The 18,648-nt window shown below is 71.6% G+C and carries 13 protein-coding genes; 8 read left to right on the top strand and 5 right to left on the bottom strand.

The genetic code is table 11. The annotated features are described in order from the left end of the window. Window positions 1-26: 26 nt before the first annotated feature. The 3 genes from ACODSY_RS19480 to ACODSY_RS19470 all read right to left on the bottom strand — a co-directional run bounded on the left by ACODSY_RS19480 (window position 27) and on the right by ACODSY_RS19470 (window position 4,275). On the bottom strand, window positions 27-800 hold the full coding sequence (locus tag ACODSY_RS19480) for a PepSY domain-containing protein (protein WP_488953540.1): 774 nt from the start codon (window positions 798-800) through the stop codon (window positions 27-29). Window positions 801-811: 11 nt separating this feature from the next. Beyond that, window positions 812-1,519: a PepSY domain-containing protein gene (locus ACODSY_RS19475; protein WP_488953539.1), complete on the bottom strand. Its 708-nt coding sequence runs from the start codon at window positions 1,517-1,519 to the stop codon at window positions 812-814. A gap of 77 nt (window positions 1,520-1,596) precedes the next feature. After that, entirely contained in the window at window positions 1,597-4,275 is a 2,679-nt protein-coding gene (locus ACODSY_RS19470; RefSeq protein WP_488953538.1) for a TonB-dependent receptor, read from the bottom strand. Between the two features lie 518 nt (window positions 4,276-4,793). On the opposite strand from ACODSY_RS19470, the gene ACODSY_RS19465 reads away from it, so the two are divergent. Then, on the top strand, window positions 4,794-7,268 hold the full coding sequence (locus ACODSY_RS19465) for a heavy metal translocating P-type ATPase (RefSeq protein ID WP_488953537.1): 2,475 nt from the start codon (window positions 4,794-4,796) through the stop codon (window positions 7,266-7,268). 19 nt (window positions 7,269-7,287) lie between these two features. On the opposite strand, the gene ACODSY_RS19460 is transcribed toward ACODSY_RS19465, so the two are convergent. After that, the gene (locus ACODSY_RS19460; protein WP_488953536.1) at window positions 7,288-8,436 is read right to left on the bottom strand and encodes a copper resistance protein B; all 1,149 of its coding nucleotides are present in this window, start codon (window positions 8,434-8,436) and stop codon (window positions 7,288-7,290) included. After that, on the bottom strand, window positions 8,433-10,268 hold the full coding sequence (locus tag ACODSY_RS19455; RefSeq protein ID WP_488953535.1) for a copper resistance system multicopper oxidase: 1,836 nt from the start codon (window positions 10,266-10,268) through the stop codon (window positions 8,433-8,435). Before ACODSY_RS19455 ends, ACODSY_RS19460 begins: the two co-directional genes overlap by 4 nt. A gap of 181 nt (window positions 10,269-10,449) precedes the next feature. Between ACODSY_RS19455 and copC the strand changes: the two genes are divergently transcribed. The 7 genes from copC (at window position 10,450) to ACODSY_RS19420 (ending at window position 18,560) form a co-directional block, all read left to right on the top strand. Then, window positions 10,450-10,812, top strand: a complete 363-nt coding sequence (gene copC, locus ACODSY_RS19450; protein WP_488953534.1) for a copper homeostasis periplasmic binding protein CopC — start codon at window positions 10,450-10,452, stop codon at window positions 10,810-10,812. 4 nt (window positions 10,813-10,816) lie between these two features. Then, complete coding sequence (gene copD / locus ACODSY_RS19445; protein WP_488953533.1) at window positions 10,817-11,731, top strand: copper homeostasis membrane protein CopD; 915 nt, start codon at window positions 10,817-10,819, stop codon at window positions 11,729-11,731. A 41-nt stretch (window positions 11,732-11,772) separates the two neighbouring features. Beyond that, on the top strand, window positions 11,773-12,147 hold the full coding sequence (locus tag ACODSY_RS19440; RefSeq protein ID WP_488953532.1) for a hypothetical protein: 375 nt from the start codon (window positions 11,773-11,775) through the stop codon (window positions 12,145-12,147). A gap of 86 nt (window positions 12,148-12,233) precedes the next feature. Then, entirely contained in the window at window positions 12,234-13,481 is a 1,248-nt protein-coding gene (locus tag ACODSY_RS19435; protein ID WP_488953531.1) for a TolC family protein, read from the top strand. Further along, the gene (locus tag ACODSY_RS19430) at window positions 13,478-14,932 is read left to right on the top strand and encodes an efflux RND transporter periplasmic adaptor subunit (RefSeq protein ID WP_488953530.1); all 1,455 of its coding nucleotides are present in this window, start codon (window positions 13,478-13,480) and stop codon (window positions 14,930-14,932) included. The genes ACODSY_RS19435 and ACODSY_RS19430 overlap by 4 nt, the downstream gene beginning before the upstream one ends. Further along, a complete protein-coding gene (locus tag ACODSY_RS19425; RefSeq protein ID WP_488953529.1) occupies window positions 14,929-18,081 on the top strand; it encodes an efflux RND transporter permease subunit in 3,153 nt (1,050 codons plus the stop codon). Before ACODSY_RS19430 ends, ACODSY_RS19425 begins: the two co-directional genes overlap by 4 nt. Then, window positions 18,078-18,560, top strand: a complete 483-nt coding sequence (locus ACODSY_RS19420; protein WP_488953528.1) for a DUF411 domain-containing protein — start codon at window positions 18,078-18,080, stop codon at window positions 18,558-18,560. The genes ACODSY_RS19425 and ACODSY_RS19420 overlap by 4 nt, the downstream gene beginning before the upstream one ends. Window positions 18,561-18,648: the final 88 nt, after the last annotated feature.

Genomic DNA, 18,648 nt, shown 5'->3' with positions numbered 1-18,648 from the left:
CACGCACTGTTCTGGTGCGAGCGGGCTCAACGCCCTTCTTCGGACGCGACGCCGGCCCGCGGCTTCAGGTCGCCGCGGGCTTTGCGGCCGGAGGCGACACGCTCGAGCGGATCGAGCACCCAGCTGAAGTCCCCCCGCCGGAAGCTGCGGAACAGCAGGATCAGCCCGCTGAGCGCCAGCCACGCCGCGCCGACGCCCACGGTGATGATCAGCGGATGGTTGAAGCTCTGGCGCTCCGTGTAGTCCATGATGTGCAGCATCCAGGCGATGTCCCAGAGCCGCCAGGTGTCGTTCTTGGCGCCCAGCACCTCGCCGGTCGTCGCCGACACCAGGAGGGTGTTGCGGTCCTTGTCGGCGAACTCGACCCGCCACACCGGCAGAGCGACGTCGCGCGTCTCGAGCGTGGGACGCTCCACCCGCTCGACCGAGCGGACCGGCGCCGCGCCGCTGTAGCGCGCCACCGCCAGCGCCCTGGCCTTCGCCGAATCGATCGGGATCGGCGTCCCGCGCGCCGCGTCGAGCACCTGGACCCCGGACGGCGTCGTCACCTCGTAGACATAGGTGTCGAACAGCGGCTTCAGCTGCAGCTTGAGCACCGGCGCCCCCACCTGCGCCTGCACGGCGGCGAGCGGCAGCGGCGCGTCGGGCGCCTGGATCTGAGCCACCGGCAGGATGGCGTGCTCGGCGGAGACCTCGTGGTGGTCGAGCAGCGCCATGGTGGCGCCGCTCGCCGCCCAGAGCAGGAACTGCAGGCCCAGGATCAGGCCGAACCATTTGTGAAGCCAGCGGATCAGGAACATCGGCGCGGACCTCAGGCGGCGGCTTTGCGCACGCGGCGCTTTTTGCGGAAGCTGTAGAGCAGGAGCCAGCCGCCGGTGGCGGCGGTGGCCACGGCCATCCAGGTGAAGATCCGGATCAGCGGATTGTTCACGTCCTGGCGGTCGTCGTAGTCCATGATGTGGAACATCCAGACGAAGTCGAAGGTGCGCCACAGGTCGTGCCGGCGCGAGACCAGCTCGCCGGTGTAGGGCGAAATGTAGAACGTCGGCCGCCAGGCGCCCTCGAACTCCACCCGCCACAGCGGAACCGGCCGGGTCTGCACCTCCAGCGGCGCCTTGGTGATGAACTCGGCGCTGACGACCTCGCCGTCCTCCGCGAACAGCGCCTTGGCCCGCGCGCGGGCCTGGGCCTCGGTCAGCGGCGACAGCTTGGCGCCGCTCCGGGCGTCGAACAGGGCCTTTCCGTCCTCCGACTCCACCACATAGACGGGCTCGCCCAGCTGGCGCTCGAGCCGCGCCGAGCGCAGCCCGGGGGCCAGGTGCAGGAGATGCACGGGATCGATCAGGCCGGTGACGTCGACCGGGACGGCGGGCTGCGTCTTCACCAGCCGGTCGCCGTGGATGATATCGATGTGGACGGCGGTCATATAGACGCCGCTCAGGGTCCAGAACACAGCCTGGACCGCCAGCAGCAGCGCGAGCCACTTGTGGGTCTTTCGGGCGAAGGCGGGCCAGCGCATGTGGTGGTCTCGTATCCAAATGTCGAACGCCGGCCGGGCGAGTGGGGATGCCCGGCCGGCGCTCTCGGGGGGCGGCTCTAGAAGGTGTACTGCAGCCGCACGTATCCCCGCCGACCCAGCAGGTCGTAGGTCATGGTGTCGGTGTTGGCGTCGGTCCAGCTCTGGATGAACGGGGCGTCCTTGTCGAAGACGTTGTCGACGCCGACAGCGATGCTGGCCTTCTCCGTGAAGCGGTAGGACGCTTGCACGAAGTGGTAGAAGACGTTGGAGGTGCGCGAGCCGATGGCGGTCGGCGCGGCGTTGAAGTCCTTGGCCTTGCCGATCATTTGCACGGACCAGGTGGCGTTCCAGTTCACGTCCGACAGGGTGAAGGCCGCGTTGGAGCGCCAGTGCGGGTAGCCGCCGTTGCCGCCGCCGATGCGGCCGTCGAAGATGATCGGGTCGGCGCCCAGGAACGGCGTGATCTCGTACTTGGCGAGATAGGTCGTGTTCCAGTCGAGGTCGGCGCGCAGGCCTCGCACGTCGAAGCCGTAGCGCACCCCGAAGTCGACGCCCTTCATCACTTCCTTGCCGGCGTTGGTGGGCTGCGAGGAGAGGAAGTTGACCTCGCCGGTCAAGGCGCTGCGGCGGAACTGGGTCGGGGCGCAGAACGGGTGTGACAGGTTCGCGCTGGCGTAGCAGACCGAAAGCTTCGTCGAGCCGGGGATGTTGCGGATCGCGTCGTCGATCTGGATGTCGAAGTAGTCGACCGTCACCGAGAGACCCGGGACGTAGGTCGGCTGGAACACAACGCCCAGGGTCAGGTTCTCGGACTTCTCGGGTTGCAGGTCCTGGTTCCCGCCGACCGTGGTGAGGACGGTGTTGCCCAGCTGCACATAGCCGGCCGGCACGCCGGAGGCGCGGCAGTTGGCCACCAGGGTCGCGTTGGTGCTGGTGGAATAGCGACTGCACGGGTCGGTGGTCGTGAGGTTGCCCTCGGCCACGCCCCCGAACAGCTCCGGCACGCTGGGAATCCGGAAGCCGGTGCCGTAGGTGGCGCGCAGCCGCAGGCCGTCCATCACCGTCCAGTCGAGACCCAGCTTGTAGGTCCAGTTGTCGCCGAACAGGTCGTAGTCGGAGTAGCGCGCGGCCCCGTTCAGCTCCAGGCGCTGGACCAGCGGCATGTCCGCCAGCAGCGGCGCCGACAGCTCGGCGTAGGCCTCCTTGGTCTTCACCTCGCCGCGGATCGGGCTCTGCTGGTTGGTGTTGGCGACGCCGAGCACGGTCAGGGCGTCCGGGTTCCGGTAGCCCACCTCCTCGCGGTAGACGAGGCCGGCCGCCATGGCGAGGGGACCCGCGGGCAGCTGGAAGAGCGTGCCGGAGACGTCGGCGGTGACGCTCTTCTGCTCGTTGCCCCCGGTGTCGCGGGTGGTGGCCAGGATGTAGTCGAGCACCTGGGGCGTCAGGTCGCCGGCGCCCAGGTAGTCGCCACAGGGCGCCGAGCCGGTGGCGCCGGGAAGGCAGGCCGCCAGGGTTTCGCCGACGCGCTGCAGGTTGGCGATGTTGGTGGAGCCGTCGACACCCTTGGTCTTGCCCCAGTTGCCGGCCACCTCCCAGGTCCAGTCGCCGGCGAACTTGCCGCGCAGGCCGCCCACCATCCGCCAGGTGTCGGTGTCTTGGAAGAACTGGCGGGGCCCCGGCTCCGCCAGCCGGCGCTGGATCAGGGTGATCTGCTGGCCGGTGGGGTTGGTGCGGTTGTTCGCCGGGATCACCAGGTTGCGCAGGGTGCCGGGCGTGGCGATCTGGTCGCTCGTCCGGTTCGTGAACATGAACTCGCCGAACAGCTCGACGTCGTCGGTCAGGTCGTAGTCGCCGAACACGCCCACGCTGATCCGCTCGAGGGCGCTGACCGCGTTCAGGAACGGGTTGGAGTTGAAGTTGTGCTTGGCCGCGCTGTAGGGCTCGAAGAAGTTGCCGTTCCCGCCCGGGGTCTGGTTGAAGTTGATCTGCTGGCCGTTCGGCAGCACGGCGCGCCCGCCGATCGTCGAGGCGCTGCCGACGCAGACCAGCTGGCCGCCGACCTCGCCCAGGCCGCAGGGCTCGCGGTCGGCCATGTTGACCGGCTTGGTCTTCTGGTAATTCACCGCCGCGGTGAAGCCGCCCCTCTCGCCGCGCAGGCCCCACAGCAGGTCGCCGGTGAACTCCTCACCGTCGCCTTCGTCGGTGATCCCGTACTTGCCGGTGACCTGCACGCCCTCGAAGTCGGTGCGGGTGATGATGTTGACGACGCCGGCCACCGCGTCGGCGCCGTAGATCGCCGAGGCCCCGTCCTTGAGCACGTCGATGCGGCCGATGATGGCCGCGGGGATGGTGTTGAGGTCGACGGCGCTGTTGGCGCCGGTGCCGCCGTAGACCACGCGGCGGCCATTGAGCAGCACCAGGGTCCGGTTGATGCCCATGCCGCGCAGGTTCACCTGGGCGGTGCCGTAGCCGTTGCCGGTCCAGTAGGCGTTGGTCTGGCCGCCCGCGTTGCCGGCCGAGGCCGGCAGGCGCTGCAGGATGGTCTCGACATTGGCCACGCCGGTGCGCGCGATCGCCTCCTCGGTGACGACCGTGGCCGGCCCGACCCCGGTGATGTCCGTGCGCTTGATGCGGCTGCCGGTGACCACCACCTCGTCCACGGCGTCGCCCGCTTCGGCCGCCGCGGCGAGGCCGCCCGACATGACGAGCGAGGCGCAGGCGCTCGCAAACAACAGACGCTTCGAGATCCGATTCATAGCTACCCCCATGGCCCGGGACCGCGCGCCCGATTCCCGGGTTTCACGTCGCCGACGTCACGAACTCTCCGGGCGAGCCCCGACGGGTGTCAATGTATGTATATACAAACTCAAGGACCTCGCCGCGGCAGGGATTTGCGGGACTGGCGGCGCGCACAGGGCGGGTTACGGCGCGTCCCCCGCTTCGCGCGGAAAAGAATGCCCGCGCACGCCCGTCGGGGTGCGAAATCGTGGTTTTCTTCGTTCCGTCAAATAAAATGCGAATCTCTGACGCGCTGCCGCATCAATAGGCAGAGAAACCACTCAATCAAACCTTCCAATACTTGGCAGGTTCGTCTTAAGCGCGTGGGAATGATGTGAAGCTCGCGGCCGCGTTGCGGCTGGCGTGGCCCCTGGCGCGTTCAGGACCTTCCCATTATTGGAGGCTTTCGCCGTTGAGTCGCGCAGCCTTCGCCCCTTGACCTTCCCATGATGGGAAACCCCATCTGGGGCGGGCGATGACCTGCGGAGACCGCGCGATGCCCGAAACCACCCTCACCCCGATCGAAATTCCGGTCCTTGGAATGACCTGCGCGAGCTGCGTCGGCCGCGTGGAGCGGGCGATCGCGGCGGTTCCGGGCGTCGCCGCGGCGCGCGTCAACCTGGCGGCGGAGCGCGCCCACGTCGACCTGGGGCCGGACGGAGACGCGCGCGCCGTGGCCGAGGCGATCCGCAAGGCCGGCTACGAGCCTGTGACCCATGAGGTGGAGCTGAAGATCGGCGGCATGACCTGCGCCAGCTGCGTCGGCCGGGTCGAGCGCGCGCTGGCCGCCCAGGCCGGGGTCATGTCCGCGGAGGTCAACCTCGCCACCGAGCGCGCCCGTGTCCGGCGGCTCGCAGGCGGCGCCGGCGTCGCGGACCTGGTTCGGGCGGTCGCGGCGGCTGGCTATGCCGCCGAGCCCGTGGGCGCCCCGAGCGCCGAGGTGTCCGACCGCGAAGCGCAGGCGCGCGCCGCCGAGATCACCGGGTTGAAACGCGCGCTGGCGGTCGCCGCCCTGGCGACCGCGCCGCTGTTCCTGATCGAGATGGCGCGCCATTTCGTGCCCGGGGCGCACCCCTGGCTCGCCACGACCCTCGGCGAGCAGCCGTGGCGCCTGGCGAGCTTCGCGCTGGCGGCCCTGGTGCTGTTCGGACCCGGCCTGCGGTTCTACCGCAAGGGGGTCCCCAACCTGCTGCGCCGCACCCCGGACATGAACTCCCTGGTGGTCCTCGGGGCGAGCGCCGCCTTCGCCTACTCCGCCGTCGCCACCTTCGCCCCGGGGCTGATGCCCGCCGGCGCCGACCAGGTCTACTACGAGGCCGCCGCCGTCATCGTCACCCTGATCCTGCTCGGCCGGCTGTTCGAGGCGCAGGCCAAGGGCCGCACCAGCGAGGCGATCCGCCGGCTGATGACCTTGCAGGCCAAGACCGCCCGGGTGGTGCGCGACGGGCGCGCGGTGGAGGTTCCGATCGGCGAGGTCGCGGCGGGCGACCTCCTCGACGTCCGCCCCGGGGAGCGGATCGCGGTCGACGGCGAGATGGTGGAGGGCGGCTCCTTCGTCGATGAATCGATGATCACCGGCGAGCCGATCCCCGCCGAGAAGCGGCCAGGGAGCAGCGTGGTCGGCGGCACGGTCAACAAGACCGGCGCCTTCCGCTTCCGCGCCACCAAGGTCGGCGGCGACACCCTGCTCGCCCAGATCGTGCGCATGGTGGAGACCGCCCAGGGCGCCAAGCTGCCGATCCAGGCGGTGGTCGACCGCGTCACCGGCTGGTTCGTGCCCGCGGTGATCGCCACCGCCGCCGCCACCTTCACCGCCTGGCTGGCCTTCGGCCCGAGCCCGGCGTTGAGCTTCGCCCTGGTCAACGCCGTGGCGGTGCTGATCATCGCCTGCCCCTGCGCGATGGGACTGGCCACCCCCACCTCCATCATGGTGGGGACCGGCAAGGCTGCCGAGCTCGGGATCCTGTTCCGCCGCGGCGAGGCCTTGCAAGCGCTGGCCGATGTCCGCGTCGTGGCGTTCGACAAGACCGGCACGCTCACCCTCGGGCGTCCCGTGCTGACCGACCTGACGCCGGCGACGGGGTTCGAGGCCGACGAGGTGCTGCGCCTGGCCGCCGCCGTGGAGCGCCGCTCGGAACATCCGATCGCCGCCGCGATCGTTGAGGCCGCCGACGGGAAGGGCCTCGCCGCCGCCGCCAGCGACGGATTCGAGGCGGTCCCCGGCTTCGGGGCCCAGGCGGGGGTCGCGGGCCGGCGGGTACAGGTGGGCGCGGACCGATTCATGGCGAGGCTCGGGGTGGCGATCGCCCCGCTCGCGGCCGAGGCCGAGCGGCTGGCGGCGGCGGCGAAGACGCCGCTGTTCGTGGCCGTGGACGGCGCTCTCGCCGCGGTGATCGCGGTGTCCGATCCCATTAAGCCGACGACGCCCGCGGCCCTGGCCGCCCTGCAGGGCGCCGGCCTGAAGGTGGCGATGATCACCGGCGACAACGCGCGCACGGCGCGCGCCGTGGCCGACGCGCTGGGGATTGACGAGGTGGTCGCCGAAGTGCCGCCGGACGGCAAGGTCGCGGCTCTGAAGAATCTCGAGGCCCGCTACGGCCGCGCCGCCTTCGCCGGCGACGGTGTCAACGACGCTCCGGCCCTGGCGGCGGCCCACGTGGGCGTCGCCATGGGCGCGGGGACCGACATCGCCATCGAGAGCGCCGACGTGGTGCTGATGCGCGGCGACCTGCGCGCCGTGGCCACGGCGCTGGCCCTGTCCCGGGCGACGCTCGCCAACATCCGCCAGAACCTCGCCTGGGCGTTCGGCTACAACGTGCTGCTGATCCCGGTGGCGGCCGGCGCGCTCTATCCCGCGTTCGGCTGGCAGCTCTCGCCGATGATCGCGGCGGGGGCCATGGCGCTCTCCAGCGTCAGCGTGCTGGCCAACGCCCTGCGGCTGCGGGCTTTCCGCGGCCCGGCGGCGGGCTGAGCCGGGGGCCGCCCGCGCCTCAGAACCAGGCGCGTAGGCCGACCACCGCGCGGACGTCCTCGACGCCCTCGCCTTCGGCCCGGGCGAAGTCCGCGGTGTCGCCGAATTTTCGCGACCAGACGACGCCCACGTACGGCGCGACCTCCCGCTTGAACTCGTAGCGCAGGCGCAGGCCGACTTCGGCGTCCGACAGGCCGGCGCCGACGCCGCGCCGGGCGTCGTCCTCGGCCGCGACGTTCAGCTCGGCGCGGGGCTGCAGGACCAGCCTCTGGGTCAGGCGATAGTCGGTGCTCCCCTCGAGCCGGGCGGAGAGGTGGCCCTTCTCGGACAGGAACAGCGCGCCCTCGAGTTCGAACCAGTAGGGCGCCAGGGTCTCGAACCCGACGGTCGCGTAGGTCCGCGAGGGTCCCGGCTCGATGTCGTGGCGCAGGCCCACCTGGAAATCCGTGTAGACCCCAACCGGCCGCGAATAGAGCGCCTGCACCTCGGCGTCCTCGACGCCATGGCCGCGGGCGCCCTCGCCTTCCGACTTCAGCACGAAGCGGTGCTCGTCGCTGCCGAACCAGGCCTCGCCTTCCCACTGGTAGCCGCGGTCGCCGAGGCTCGCCTCGGCGAGGCTCACCATCACCTGCGACGCGCGCGCCCCGCCGTGCTCGCCGCGCAGCACCTTGCGGGCTCGCGCCATGTTCGGCCCGCCAAAGATGGCGTCCGCGAGGGCAACCGCCGGCGGCGCCGGGGGCGGCGCATCGCCCACGGGAAGCTCGGCGCCGGTCTGGGTGGCCGTCGGCATCTGGTGGCCGGCGTGGGGATCCACGGCGGCGGCGCCCGGCGTCGCGGCCGGCATCTGGTGGCCGGCATGCGGATCGGCGGTCGCCGGCGCCGCCGGCATGGCGTGGCCGGCGTGCGGATCGGGCGCGGCCGCCTTCGGCGTCGGCATGACGTGACCCGCATGCGGATCGCTCGCCGGCGTCATGGGGCCCTCGCCCGCGGGCGCGGGCGCGGGCGCGGGCGCGGGTTTCCCCGGAGCGTCGGCTGCGGGTTTCACCTGAGCCGCCGGGCCCGGCCTGGCGGCGGGCATCGCGTGGCCGGCATGGGGATCGGGCGTCTGGGCCAGGGCCGGCGCCGTGAACGCCGCCGGGATCAGGGCCAGGAGAATGAGGCGGGTCATGCGGCGGCTCCCTCGCCGGGCCGCACGGCGAACACTTGGAACATGCCGGCGTGCATGTGGTAGAGCATGTGGCAGTGGAAGGCCCAGTCGCCGGCCTCCCCCGTGACGTCGAACGTCACCTTCCCGCCTGGCAGGACATTGACCGTGTGCTTGCGCGGCATGTGCCCGACGGGCCCGTGCACCAGCTCGAAGAAGTGGCCGTGCAGGTGGATCGGGTGGGTCATCATGGTGTCGTTGACCAGGGTCACGCGCACCCGCTCGCCGGCGCGCAGGGTGTAGGGCTTCGGTTTCTCGCTGAACTTCCGCCCGTCGAACCCCCACATGAACCGTTCCATGTTGCCGGTGAGGCGGATCTCCATGGCCCGTGAGGGGGCCCGGGTGTCCGGATTGGGCTCCAGGGCGACCAGGTCCTTGTAGACCAGCACCCGGTGACCGACGCTCTCCAGCCCCTGCCCCGGCTCGCCGGTGCGGTCGACGGGCGTCGGCGCGATCGTCTGCACGCCCGGGCCCAGCTTGATCTGCGGGGCGTTCAGGGGATCGCGCATGGACATCTCCATGCCGCCCATATCGCCCATGGCGTCGGAGCCTCGCACCCGCGGAGGCCCCATTCCTGGCGGCGGGGACGCGCCCGCCGCGCCATGCCCCATGGCCGCGTGGTCCATGCCCGGCATGGCCGCCATATCGCCCTTCGCCGCCCCGCCGTGGGCGCCGTGCATCGACGACATGTCCATGCCCATGTCCTTCATGGTCCCGAGCGGCCGCGCCCGCAGCGGCGGGACCTCGGCGGTCATGCCCGGGCGCGGCGCCAGCGTCGCCCGGCCCATGCCGGACCGGTCGACGGCTTCCGAGACCAGGGTGTAGGCCCGGTCCTCGGTCGGCTGGACGATCACGTCATAGGTCTCGGCGTTGCCGATCTGGAATTCGTCCACCTCCACCGGCCGCACGTTTTGGCCGTCGGACGCCACCACCGTCAGCTTCAGGCCGGGGATGCGGACGTTGAAGATCGTCTGGGCGCCGGCGTTGACGAACCGCAGGCGCACCCGCTCGCCCGGGGCGAAGAGCCCGGTCCAGTTGTCGGCCGGGCCCCGCCCGTTGATCAGGAAGCGGTAGACCGCGCCGGTCACGTCGGAGATGTCGGTGGGGTCCATGAGCATCTTGGCCCACTCCATCCGCTCCTGCAGCGTCTGGTCCTTGCCGGCCAGCAGGCCGGCGATCGTCTGCTTCTGGTAGTTGAAGATCCCGCCCTGCTGCTTGAGCTTCCGGAAGATCTCGTGCGGGTGCAGGAAGCTGTAGTCCGACAGCACCACCACGTGCTCGCGGTCGTAGGCGACCGGATCGGGCCCGGCCGGATCGATGACGATCGGAGCGTAGTGGCCCTCCTGCTCCTGCAGGCCCGAGTGCGAATGGTACCAGTAAGTCCCGCTCTGGATGACCGGGAACTCGTAGACGAAGGTCTCGCCGGGCTTGATCCCCGGGAAGCTCACGCCCGGCACCCCGTCCATCTCGAACGGCACCAGCAGGCCGTGCCAGTGGATCGAGGTCTCCTCCGGAAGGGTGTTGGTCACATGCAGGCGGACCTTCTGGCCCTCCTTCAGACGGATCAGCGGCCCGGGAACCGTGCCGTTGATCGCCACCGCATGGCCGCCCCGCCCGTCCACCTTGAGCGCGTTGTGGCCGATCGTCAGGCGGATGTCCTCGCCGGACAGCCCCTCGGGTCGCGCCTGCGCGAGCGGCGCGCTGCGCGCCCACGCCGGCAGGAAGGCATTGGCCAGAGCCGCCGCGCCGAAGCCGGAAGCGCCGCGCAGCAGCTGGCGACGATCCACATATGACATCGAATTCGTCCCGGAACAGTTGGGCGGCCCACCGGCCGCACACAGCATCTACGCGCGAGCCCGGCCCTCGCCCTCATCCCGATCGCGAAAATTTCAGCGGATCGATCGATCTACGTGAGGGCTGGGCGGCGCCCGGCGCGTATTCCGAACGAGCGCCCCACGCGCCGCGAGGAGATCATCGATGAAGCTTACCCCGATCGCAGCCCTGGCCGCCGCCGCGCTGGCCCTCTCGGCCACGTCCGCCCTGGCGCACGCCAAGCTCGTCAGCTCGAACCCCGCCAACGCCGCCACCGTAGCCGCGCCGAAGCAGATCGTGCTCAAGTTCAACGAGAAGCTGCAGCCCAAGTTCTCCGGCGTGGAGCTGACCATGCCGCAGATGAACAACATGGCGGTGGCCGCCAAGACCAGCGTCGCCAAGGACGGCATGACCGTCGTGGTCACCCCCGCCAAGCCGCTGATGGCGGGCGCCTATGCCGTCAAGTGGCACGCGGTGACGGCGGACACCCACCGCATGGAAGGCAAGTTCGACTTCACCGTCCGCTGACGTCATGGACGTCGCCGTCGTCGCCGCCCGGCTCGTCCAGTTCGCGGCCGGCGTGATCCTGTTCGGGACGCCCCTATTCCTCCTCTACGGGTACCGGGGAACGCCCGCCCGGGCCCTGCCCTGGCCGCGGCGCGTGCTGGCGGCCAGCGCAGCGGCCCTGCTCGTCGGCGCCCTGGTCTCGCTGGTGGCGCAGACCGCGGTGATGGCCGGCGATCCGGCTGCCGCCCTTGACCCGGAGATGCTGACGACGGTGGCCGGCGGCACGGCGTTCGGGATCGCGATCCTCGTCCGGGCGAGCGCGGCCGCGCTCGCGCTGGCGGCCGCCCTGCGCCTGCCGAGCGGCCTTGGCCTCTGGTGGCTTGGCAGCGGGCTCGGCGCCGTCGCCCTCGCCACCTTCGCGTGGACCGGCCACGGCGCCGCGGAGCCGGGCCTGGCCGGGGGAATCCACGCCGCGGCGGACGTGCTCCACCTGCTGGCCGCCGGGGTCTGGCTGGGGGCCCTCGCCGCCCTGGCGCTGATCCTCTCGGCGCGTTGGACGCCCGCACCCGACCTCCAGGCGACGCATGTGGCGCTCGATGGATTCTCGGGCGTCGGCTCCCTGGTGGTCGCCGCGCTCGTGCTGACGGGGCTGGTCAACAGCTGGTTCCTGGTCGGGCCGGAGCGGATCCTGGCGATGACCGGCTCGGCGTACGGCTGGCTGCTGCTGATCAAGCTCGGCCTCTTCGTGGGCATGCTCGGCCTCGCCGCCGCCAACCGCTTCCGCCACACACCGGCGTTGAACACCGGCCTCGGAAACGGCCAGACCGCCGCGGCCGTCGCCGAGCTCCGCCGCAGCGTCCGGCTGGAGGCCGCGGCCGGGCTGGCCGTGCTGGGCCTCGTCAGCGCGCTCGGCGTCCTCGCCCCGGTCTCGGCCCAGTAATCCCGGTGACGGCGCAGCGCACACCGGCTAGGCTTGGTGGGATGTCCCGGCTCCTCGCGCTCCTCGGCGTGCTCGTGCTCCTGGCGGCGCCGCTGAACGCGGCGGCGGCCCAGCGCGCCTGCACGCACATGGACATGGCGGCCGCCGGACACATCGCGTCCCATGCGGCGCCGGACGGGGCGTCGGGCGCCGATCCCATGGCCGACATGCCCTGCTGCGACCCGCATCCCGGCCAGAGCGCCGACGCCTGCCTGGCGGCGTGCCTGGTCATGGCGGGGGTGGTCGCCGACCTGCCGCGCCCCGTCGTCCTCCCGGCGCCCGCCTTCACCTGGACGCGCTTCGAGGTCATCCCCGCGCGGGAAGCCCGGACTCACCCGCCGCCCGGGATGGAGCGACCTCCCAGACCGATCGCCTGAAGCCCGACGCCGGACCGCGCCCTCGCGCCCGGCCAACGCCTTTGCGCGCGTTCGCGCGCGTCACGGCCACATTCAGGACGATCCACATGCCTTGCCCCTGGCGCGCCTGCGCGCCCCTTCTCTTCGGCCTCGTGGCCGCGTCGACCCCGGCGCCGACCTCGGCCGCGCCGCTCACCTACGCGGCCGCCCTCGACCTCGCCGAGCGCTCGGCGCCCCGCCTGCAGGCCAGTGCGCTCAAGGTCGACGCCGTGCGCGCCGCCAGCCGCGCCGCCGGACGCCTGCCCGATCCGAAGCTGAGCGTCGGGATTCAGGATTATCCGGTCTCCGGCCCCAACGCCGGCAGCTTCACCCGCGACGATTTCACCATGGTGAAGCTCGGGGTGATGCAGGAGGTGCCGAACGCCGCGCGCCGTCGCGCCGAGCTCGCCGGGGCCACCGCCGAGATCGGCGTCGCCGAGGCCATGACCGCCGAGGAGCGGCGCGTCGTCCGCGTCGCCACCGCGATGGCTTGGATCGATCTCGCCTACGCCGAACGCCGGCTGGCGACACTCGACCAGCTGGTGGCCGGGCTGAAGGATCTGTGGTCCGCCCAGCCCGCCGCCGTCGCCGCGGGATCGGCGCGCCCGGCCACGGGCCTGGAGCCCGCGCGCCTGAAGGCGGTGTTCGAGGACCGGCGCAGCGAGCTCGTAGCCGCCGCCGCCAGGGCGCGCGCCGAGCTGACCCGCTGGACGAACGAGGCCGCGCCCACGGCGGCCGGCGACCCGCCCCCCTTCGAGGTCGACCCCGCCGCCCTGCGCGTCGCGCTGGACCGCCATCCCGCCCTGCTCGCCGCCGAGGCCGGCCAGCGCAAGGCCGAGACGGAGGTCTCCGCCGCCCGCGCCGCGACGCGACCCGACTGGGCCTTCGAAGTGGCGTACGGCCGTCGCGACCCGCGGTTCGGGGACCTGCTCTCGGCTGGCGTGACGGTCAGCCTGCCGCTCTTCCAGGGCTCGCGGCAGGAACCGGTGATCGCCGCGCGCCTCGCCGACCGCAACCGCGCTCAAGCCGAGCGGGAGGACCGGCGGCGCGCTCTGGTCGCGGCGCTGGAGACCGACCTCGCGGACCACGTCATGCATCACGACCAGTGGCGGCGCGCGGTCGCCGTCCTCGTACCCACCGCCGAACAGCGGGCGCATCTCGAGGTGAGCAGCTACGGCGCCGGGCGCGCCAGTTTCGACGACGTGCGCCTGGCCCTCACCGACCTGGCCGACGCCCGGCTGGAGGCCCTGGAACGCGAGGCGCTGACCGCCCGCGACGGCGCCCGCATCCTGCTCACCTACGGAGCCGACCAATGACCCGCGGCCAGACCCTCGCCCTGGCGTTCGCCGGCGCCGCCGTCATCGGCGCCGCCGGGTTCTTCGGCGGCCGGATGAGCCAGCCCGCCCCCGCGCCTATCGGGCCCCAGACCGGCCGCCCCATCCTCTACTGGTACGACCCGATGTATCCCGCCCAGCGCTTCGACAAGCCGGGCAAGTCGCCGTTCATGGACATGCAGCTCCAGCCGAAATACGCGGACGAGCGGCAGGCGGCCGGCGGTGTCCAGATCGACCCGGCCAGGACCCAGAACCTGGGCGTCCGAGTCGCGACCGTCGAGCGCGGAACCCTGCCGAGCGGCGTCACCGCCACGGGCGTCATCGCCTTCAACGAGCGCGACGTGGCGATCATCCAGGCCAAGGCGGCGGGCTTCGTGCAGCAGGGCTATGGCCGCGCGCCGGGCGATGTCGTCGGCGCGGGCGCGCCGCTGGCCGACGTGCTGGTGCCGGAGTGGGCGGGGGCCCAGGGCGAATACCTGGCCGTGCGTCGCACCGGCGACGAGGCCCTGATCCGGGCCGCCCACCAGCGGCTCCAGCTGCTGGGGATGCCGCCGGGCCTGATCGCTGCGGTGGAGCGCAGCGGGCGTATCCAGACCATGACCACGGTCGCGACGCCGAGCGGCGGAGTGATCAAGACGCTGGGCGTCCGCAACGGCATGACCATTGCAGCCGGGCAGACGCTGGCGGAGGTGAACGGGCTCGGGCGGGTCTGGCTGAACGCCGCCGTCCCCGAGGCCGCCGCCGGCCAGGTGCAGCCTGGCCAATCCGTGACGGCCACTCTCGCCGCCTATCCCGGCCAGACCTTCAATGGCCGGGTGACCGCCGTCCTCCCGCAGGCCGAAACAGAGAGCCGGACTCTGACGGCACGGGTCGAGCTGCCCAACCCCGGCGGCCGGCTGCGGCCGGGTATGTTCGCCAGCGTCCAGTTCGGGGGCCTGTCGCAACCGGCGCTGCTCGTGCCCTCCGAGGCCGTGATCCGCACCGGGCGGCGCACGTTGGTGATGATCGCAGGACCGGGCGGACGCTATCTGCCGGCCGAGGTGAGCATTGGACGCGAAGCCGGCGGCCGGACCGAGGTGCTCGCCGGCCTGGCCCAAGGCGACAAGGTCGTGGCGTCCGGCCAATTCCTGCTCGACAGCGAGGCCAGCCTGTCGGGCGTCCAGGCCCGCCCCCTGAACGCCACACCACCCAAGGCGACCGCGCCCGCCGTCTTCCAAGGAGTCGGCCGCATCGAACAGCTAGCGGGCGACAGGATCACCCTGTCCCACGAACCGATCCCAGCCGCGCAGTGGCCGGCGATGACCATGCAGTTCCGGCTCGCCGACGCGCGCCTCGCCCGCGAAGTGAAGTTGGGAGACCGCGTGGTTTTCGGGTTCGACCAGACGCCGAACGGCCCGGTCGTGCGAAGCCTCCGCCGGATGGGCGGCCAATGATCGCCGCCATCATCCGCGCCGCGGTCCGGGGCCGCCTCCTGGTGCTGCTCGCCGCGGCCGCTCTGCTCGTCGCCGGGATCATCGCCTTGCGTTCAACCCCGGTCGACGCCCTGCCGGACCTCTCCGACGTGCAGGTGGTGATCCGCACCACCTACCCCGGCCAGGCGCCGCAGATCGTCGAGAACCAGGTCACCTATCCGCTCACCACCACCATGCTCTCCGTGCCCGGCGCCAAGACCGTGCGCGGCTATTCCTTCTTCGGCGACAGCTTCGTCTACGTGCTCTTCGACGATGGGACCGACCTCTACTGGGCCCGCTCGCGGGTGTTGGAGTACCTGAACCAGGTGCAGAGCCGCCTGCCGGCGTCGGCAAGACCGTCGCTCGGACCGGACGCCACCGGCGTCGGCTGGATCTACGAGTATGCCCTGATCGATCGCTCGGGCCGCCACGACCTCTCCCAGCTACGGTCCCTGCAGGACTGGTTCCTGCGCTACGAGCTGAAGACCGTTCCCGGCGTCGCCGAGGTCGCCAGCGTCGGCGGCATGGTGCGGCAGTACCAAGTGGTGCTCGATCCGGTCCGCCTGGCCGCCTACCGCGTCACCCACCAGGAGGCCGTCGAAGCGATCCGGCGCGCCAACCAGGAGGCCGGCGGCTCGGTGCTGGAGATGGGCGAGGCCGAGTATATGGTCCGCGCCTCCGGCTACCTGAAGACGCTCGACGACTTCCGCGCCATCCCGCTACGCGCCGCGGCCGGCGGCGTTCCGGTGCGGCTCGGCGACGTGGCGACCGTCCAGCTCGGCCCTGAAATGCGACGCGGCATCGCCGAGCTGAATGGCGAGGGTGAAGTGGCCGGTGGGGTCGTCATCCTGCGCACCGGCAAGAACGCGCGCGAGACCCTGGCGGCGGTCGAGGACAAGGTCGCCGAGCTGAAGCGCAGCCTGCCGCCCGGCGTCGAGATGGTGACCACCTACGACCGCTCCCAGCTGATCGACCGCGCCATCGCCAACCTGACCCAGAAGCTGGCTGAGGAGTTCGTGGTCGTCGCCCTGGTCTGCGCGCTGTTCCTCTGGCACGTGCGCTCGGCCCTGGTGGCGGTCATCACCCTGCCGCTCGGCGTGCTCTTCGCCTTCCTGGTCATGCGCGCCCAAGGCGTGAACGCCAACATCATGTCGCTGGGCGGCATCGCCATCGCCGTCGGAGCCATGGTCGATGCGGCCGTGGTGATGATCGAGAACGCCCACAAGCGCTTGGAACGCTGGGCGCACGAGCATCCCGGCGAGGAGATGACGAACGACACCCGCTGGCGCGTGATCACCGAGGCGGCGGAAGAGGTCGGGCCGGCGCTGTTCCTCAGCCTGGTGATCATCACCCTAAGCTTCGTCCCGGTGTTCGCCCTGCAGGCGCAGGAAGGCCGGCTGTTCTCGCCGCTGGCCTTCACCAAGAGCTACGCCATGGCCGGCGCGGCGATCCTGTCGGTGACCCTCGTGCCCGTGCTGATGGGCTACCTGATCCGCGGCCGTATCCCGGCCGAGAATGCCAACCCGGTGAACCGCTGGCTGACCCGCGCCTACGCGCCCGCCATCGACTGGGCGCTGCGGAAGCCGCGCACGGTCCTCGTCATCGCCCTCCTGGCCTTCGCCACCACGGCCTGGCCGCTGAGCCGCCTGGGCGGCGAGTTCATCCCGCCCATGGACGAGGGCGACCTGCTCTACATGCCGTCGGCCCTGCCCGGCATCTCGGCGGCGAAGGCTTCGGAGCTGCTCCAGCAGACCGACCGCCTGATCCGGACCGTGCCCGAGGTGAGGACCGTGTTCGGCAAGGCCGGCCGCGCCGAGACCGCGACGGATCCGGCGCCGCTCGAGATGTTCGAGACCACCATCCAGTTCAAGCCGCGCGACCAGTGGCGGCCCGGCATGACGCCGGAGAAGCTGGCCGAGGAACTGGACCGGGTGGTGAAGGTCCCCGGCCTCGCCAACGTCTGGGTCCCGCCGATCCGCAACCGCATCGACATGCTGGCCACCGGCATCAAGAGCCCCATCGGGGTCAAGGTCTCCGGGACCGACCTCGCCCAGCTCGACCGCGTCGCGGCCCAGGTCGAGGCGGTGGCCAAGAGGACGCCCGGCGTCAGCTCGGCCTTGGCCGAACGCCTGACGGGCGGCCGCTACGTGGACGTGGACATCGACCGCGCCGCGGCCGCGCGCTTCGGGCTCAACATCGCCGACGTGCAGGAGATCGTCTCCGGCGCGGTGGGCGGCGAGACCATCGGGGAGACTGTCGAAGGCGTCGCCCGCTACCCCATCAACGTCCGCTACCCCCGCGAGCTGCGCGACAGTCTCGAGGGCCTGCGCCAGCTGCCCCTGCTCACGCCCGGCGGCCAGCAGATCACCCTCGGGACCGTTGCGGCGATCCGGATCGTTGACGGTCCGCCGATGCTGAAGACCGAGAACGCCCGCCCCTCGACCTGGGTCTATGTGGACGTGCGCGGGCGCGACCTGAACTCGGTCGTCACCGATCTGCGCCGCTCCGTCGCCAAGGAGGTGAAGCTGCCGCCTGGCGTCTCGGTCGCCTACTCCGGCCAGTTCGAGTACCTGCAGCGCGCCGCCGAGCGCCTGAAGCTGGTGGTCCCCGCCACGCTGGCGATCATCTTCCTGCTGCTCTACGCCACCTTTCGGCGTTGGGACGAGGCGGCGTTGATCATGGGCACGCTGCCCTTCGCACTCAGCGGCGGCGTCTGGGCGCTCTACCTGCTGGGCTACCACCAGTCCGTCGCCACCGGCGTCGGTTTCATCGCCCTGGCCGGCGTCGCCGCCGAATTCGGGGTGGTGATGCTGATCTACCTCAAGCACGCCCTCGCCGAACGCGGCCCTACCCCCGGCCCTGAGGAACTGGACGCCGCCGTGCGCGAAGGCGCCCTGCTGCGGGTTCGGCCCAAGGCCATGACCGTCGCCGTGATCCTGGCCGGCCTCGCCCCGATCCTCATCGGTCACGGCGCCGGGTCCGAGGTTATGAGCCGCATCGCCGCCCCGATGATCGGCGGCATGCTCACCGCCCCGCTGCTCTCGATGCTGGTCATCCCGGCCGGCTACCTGCTCCTTCGCCGCCGCTGGCCCGACCGGCATGCCTCATCGTTGAAAGGACCGCCCTCATGATCTCGCCTTCCTCCCCCGCGGCCGCCGGCCCCAACCGCCGTGCGTTGCTGGCCGGCGCGGCGGCGCTGGGACTGACCGCCGGCTGCGCCAGGGCGGCCGCCGCCGAACTCACCGTCTACAAGACCCCCTGGTGCGGCTGCTGCGGCGGCTGGGTCACCCACATGACCCGCGCCGGGTTCACCCCCAAGGTCGTTGAGGTGCAGGACCTCGCCCCGGTCCGCCAGAAGTACGGAATCCCGTTCGTGCTCTCATCCTGCCACACCGGCGTGGTGGCCGGGTACATCCTGGAGGGCCACGTCCCACCGGCCGACGTGACGCGCCTGCTCCGTGAGCGGCCGAAGGCGCTGGGCCTGGTCGTGCCCGGCATGCCGCTGGGATCTCCGGGCATGGAACAGCCGGACGGCGCGAAGGAGAGCTTCCAGACGCTGCTCCTGATCGACCGATCCGGCCGCACGCGCCCCTTCGCGACGCACGGTTGAGGCGACTGGAACGTCGGCGCGATGGTTTCGGCCGCCGCCGCGCAGGCCCGTTCGCGAGTGCGAGAGGTCTCGGCGCGCGCCGTTCGTC

Source organism: Phenylobacterium sp. FG114 (assembly GCF_057809855.1).
Note: the sequence above shows the minus strand (reverse complement) of the source record. Positions and strands in the feature narration are given on the sequence as shown.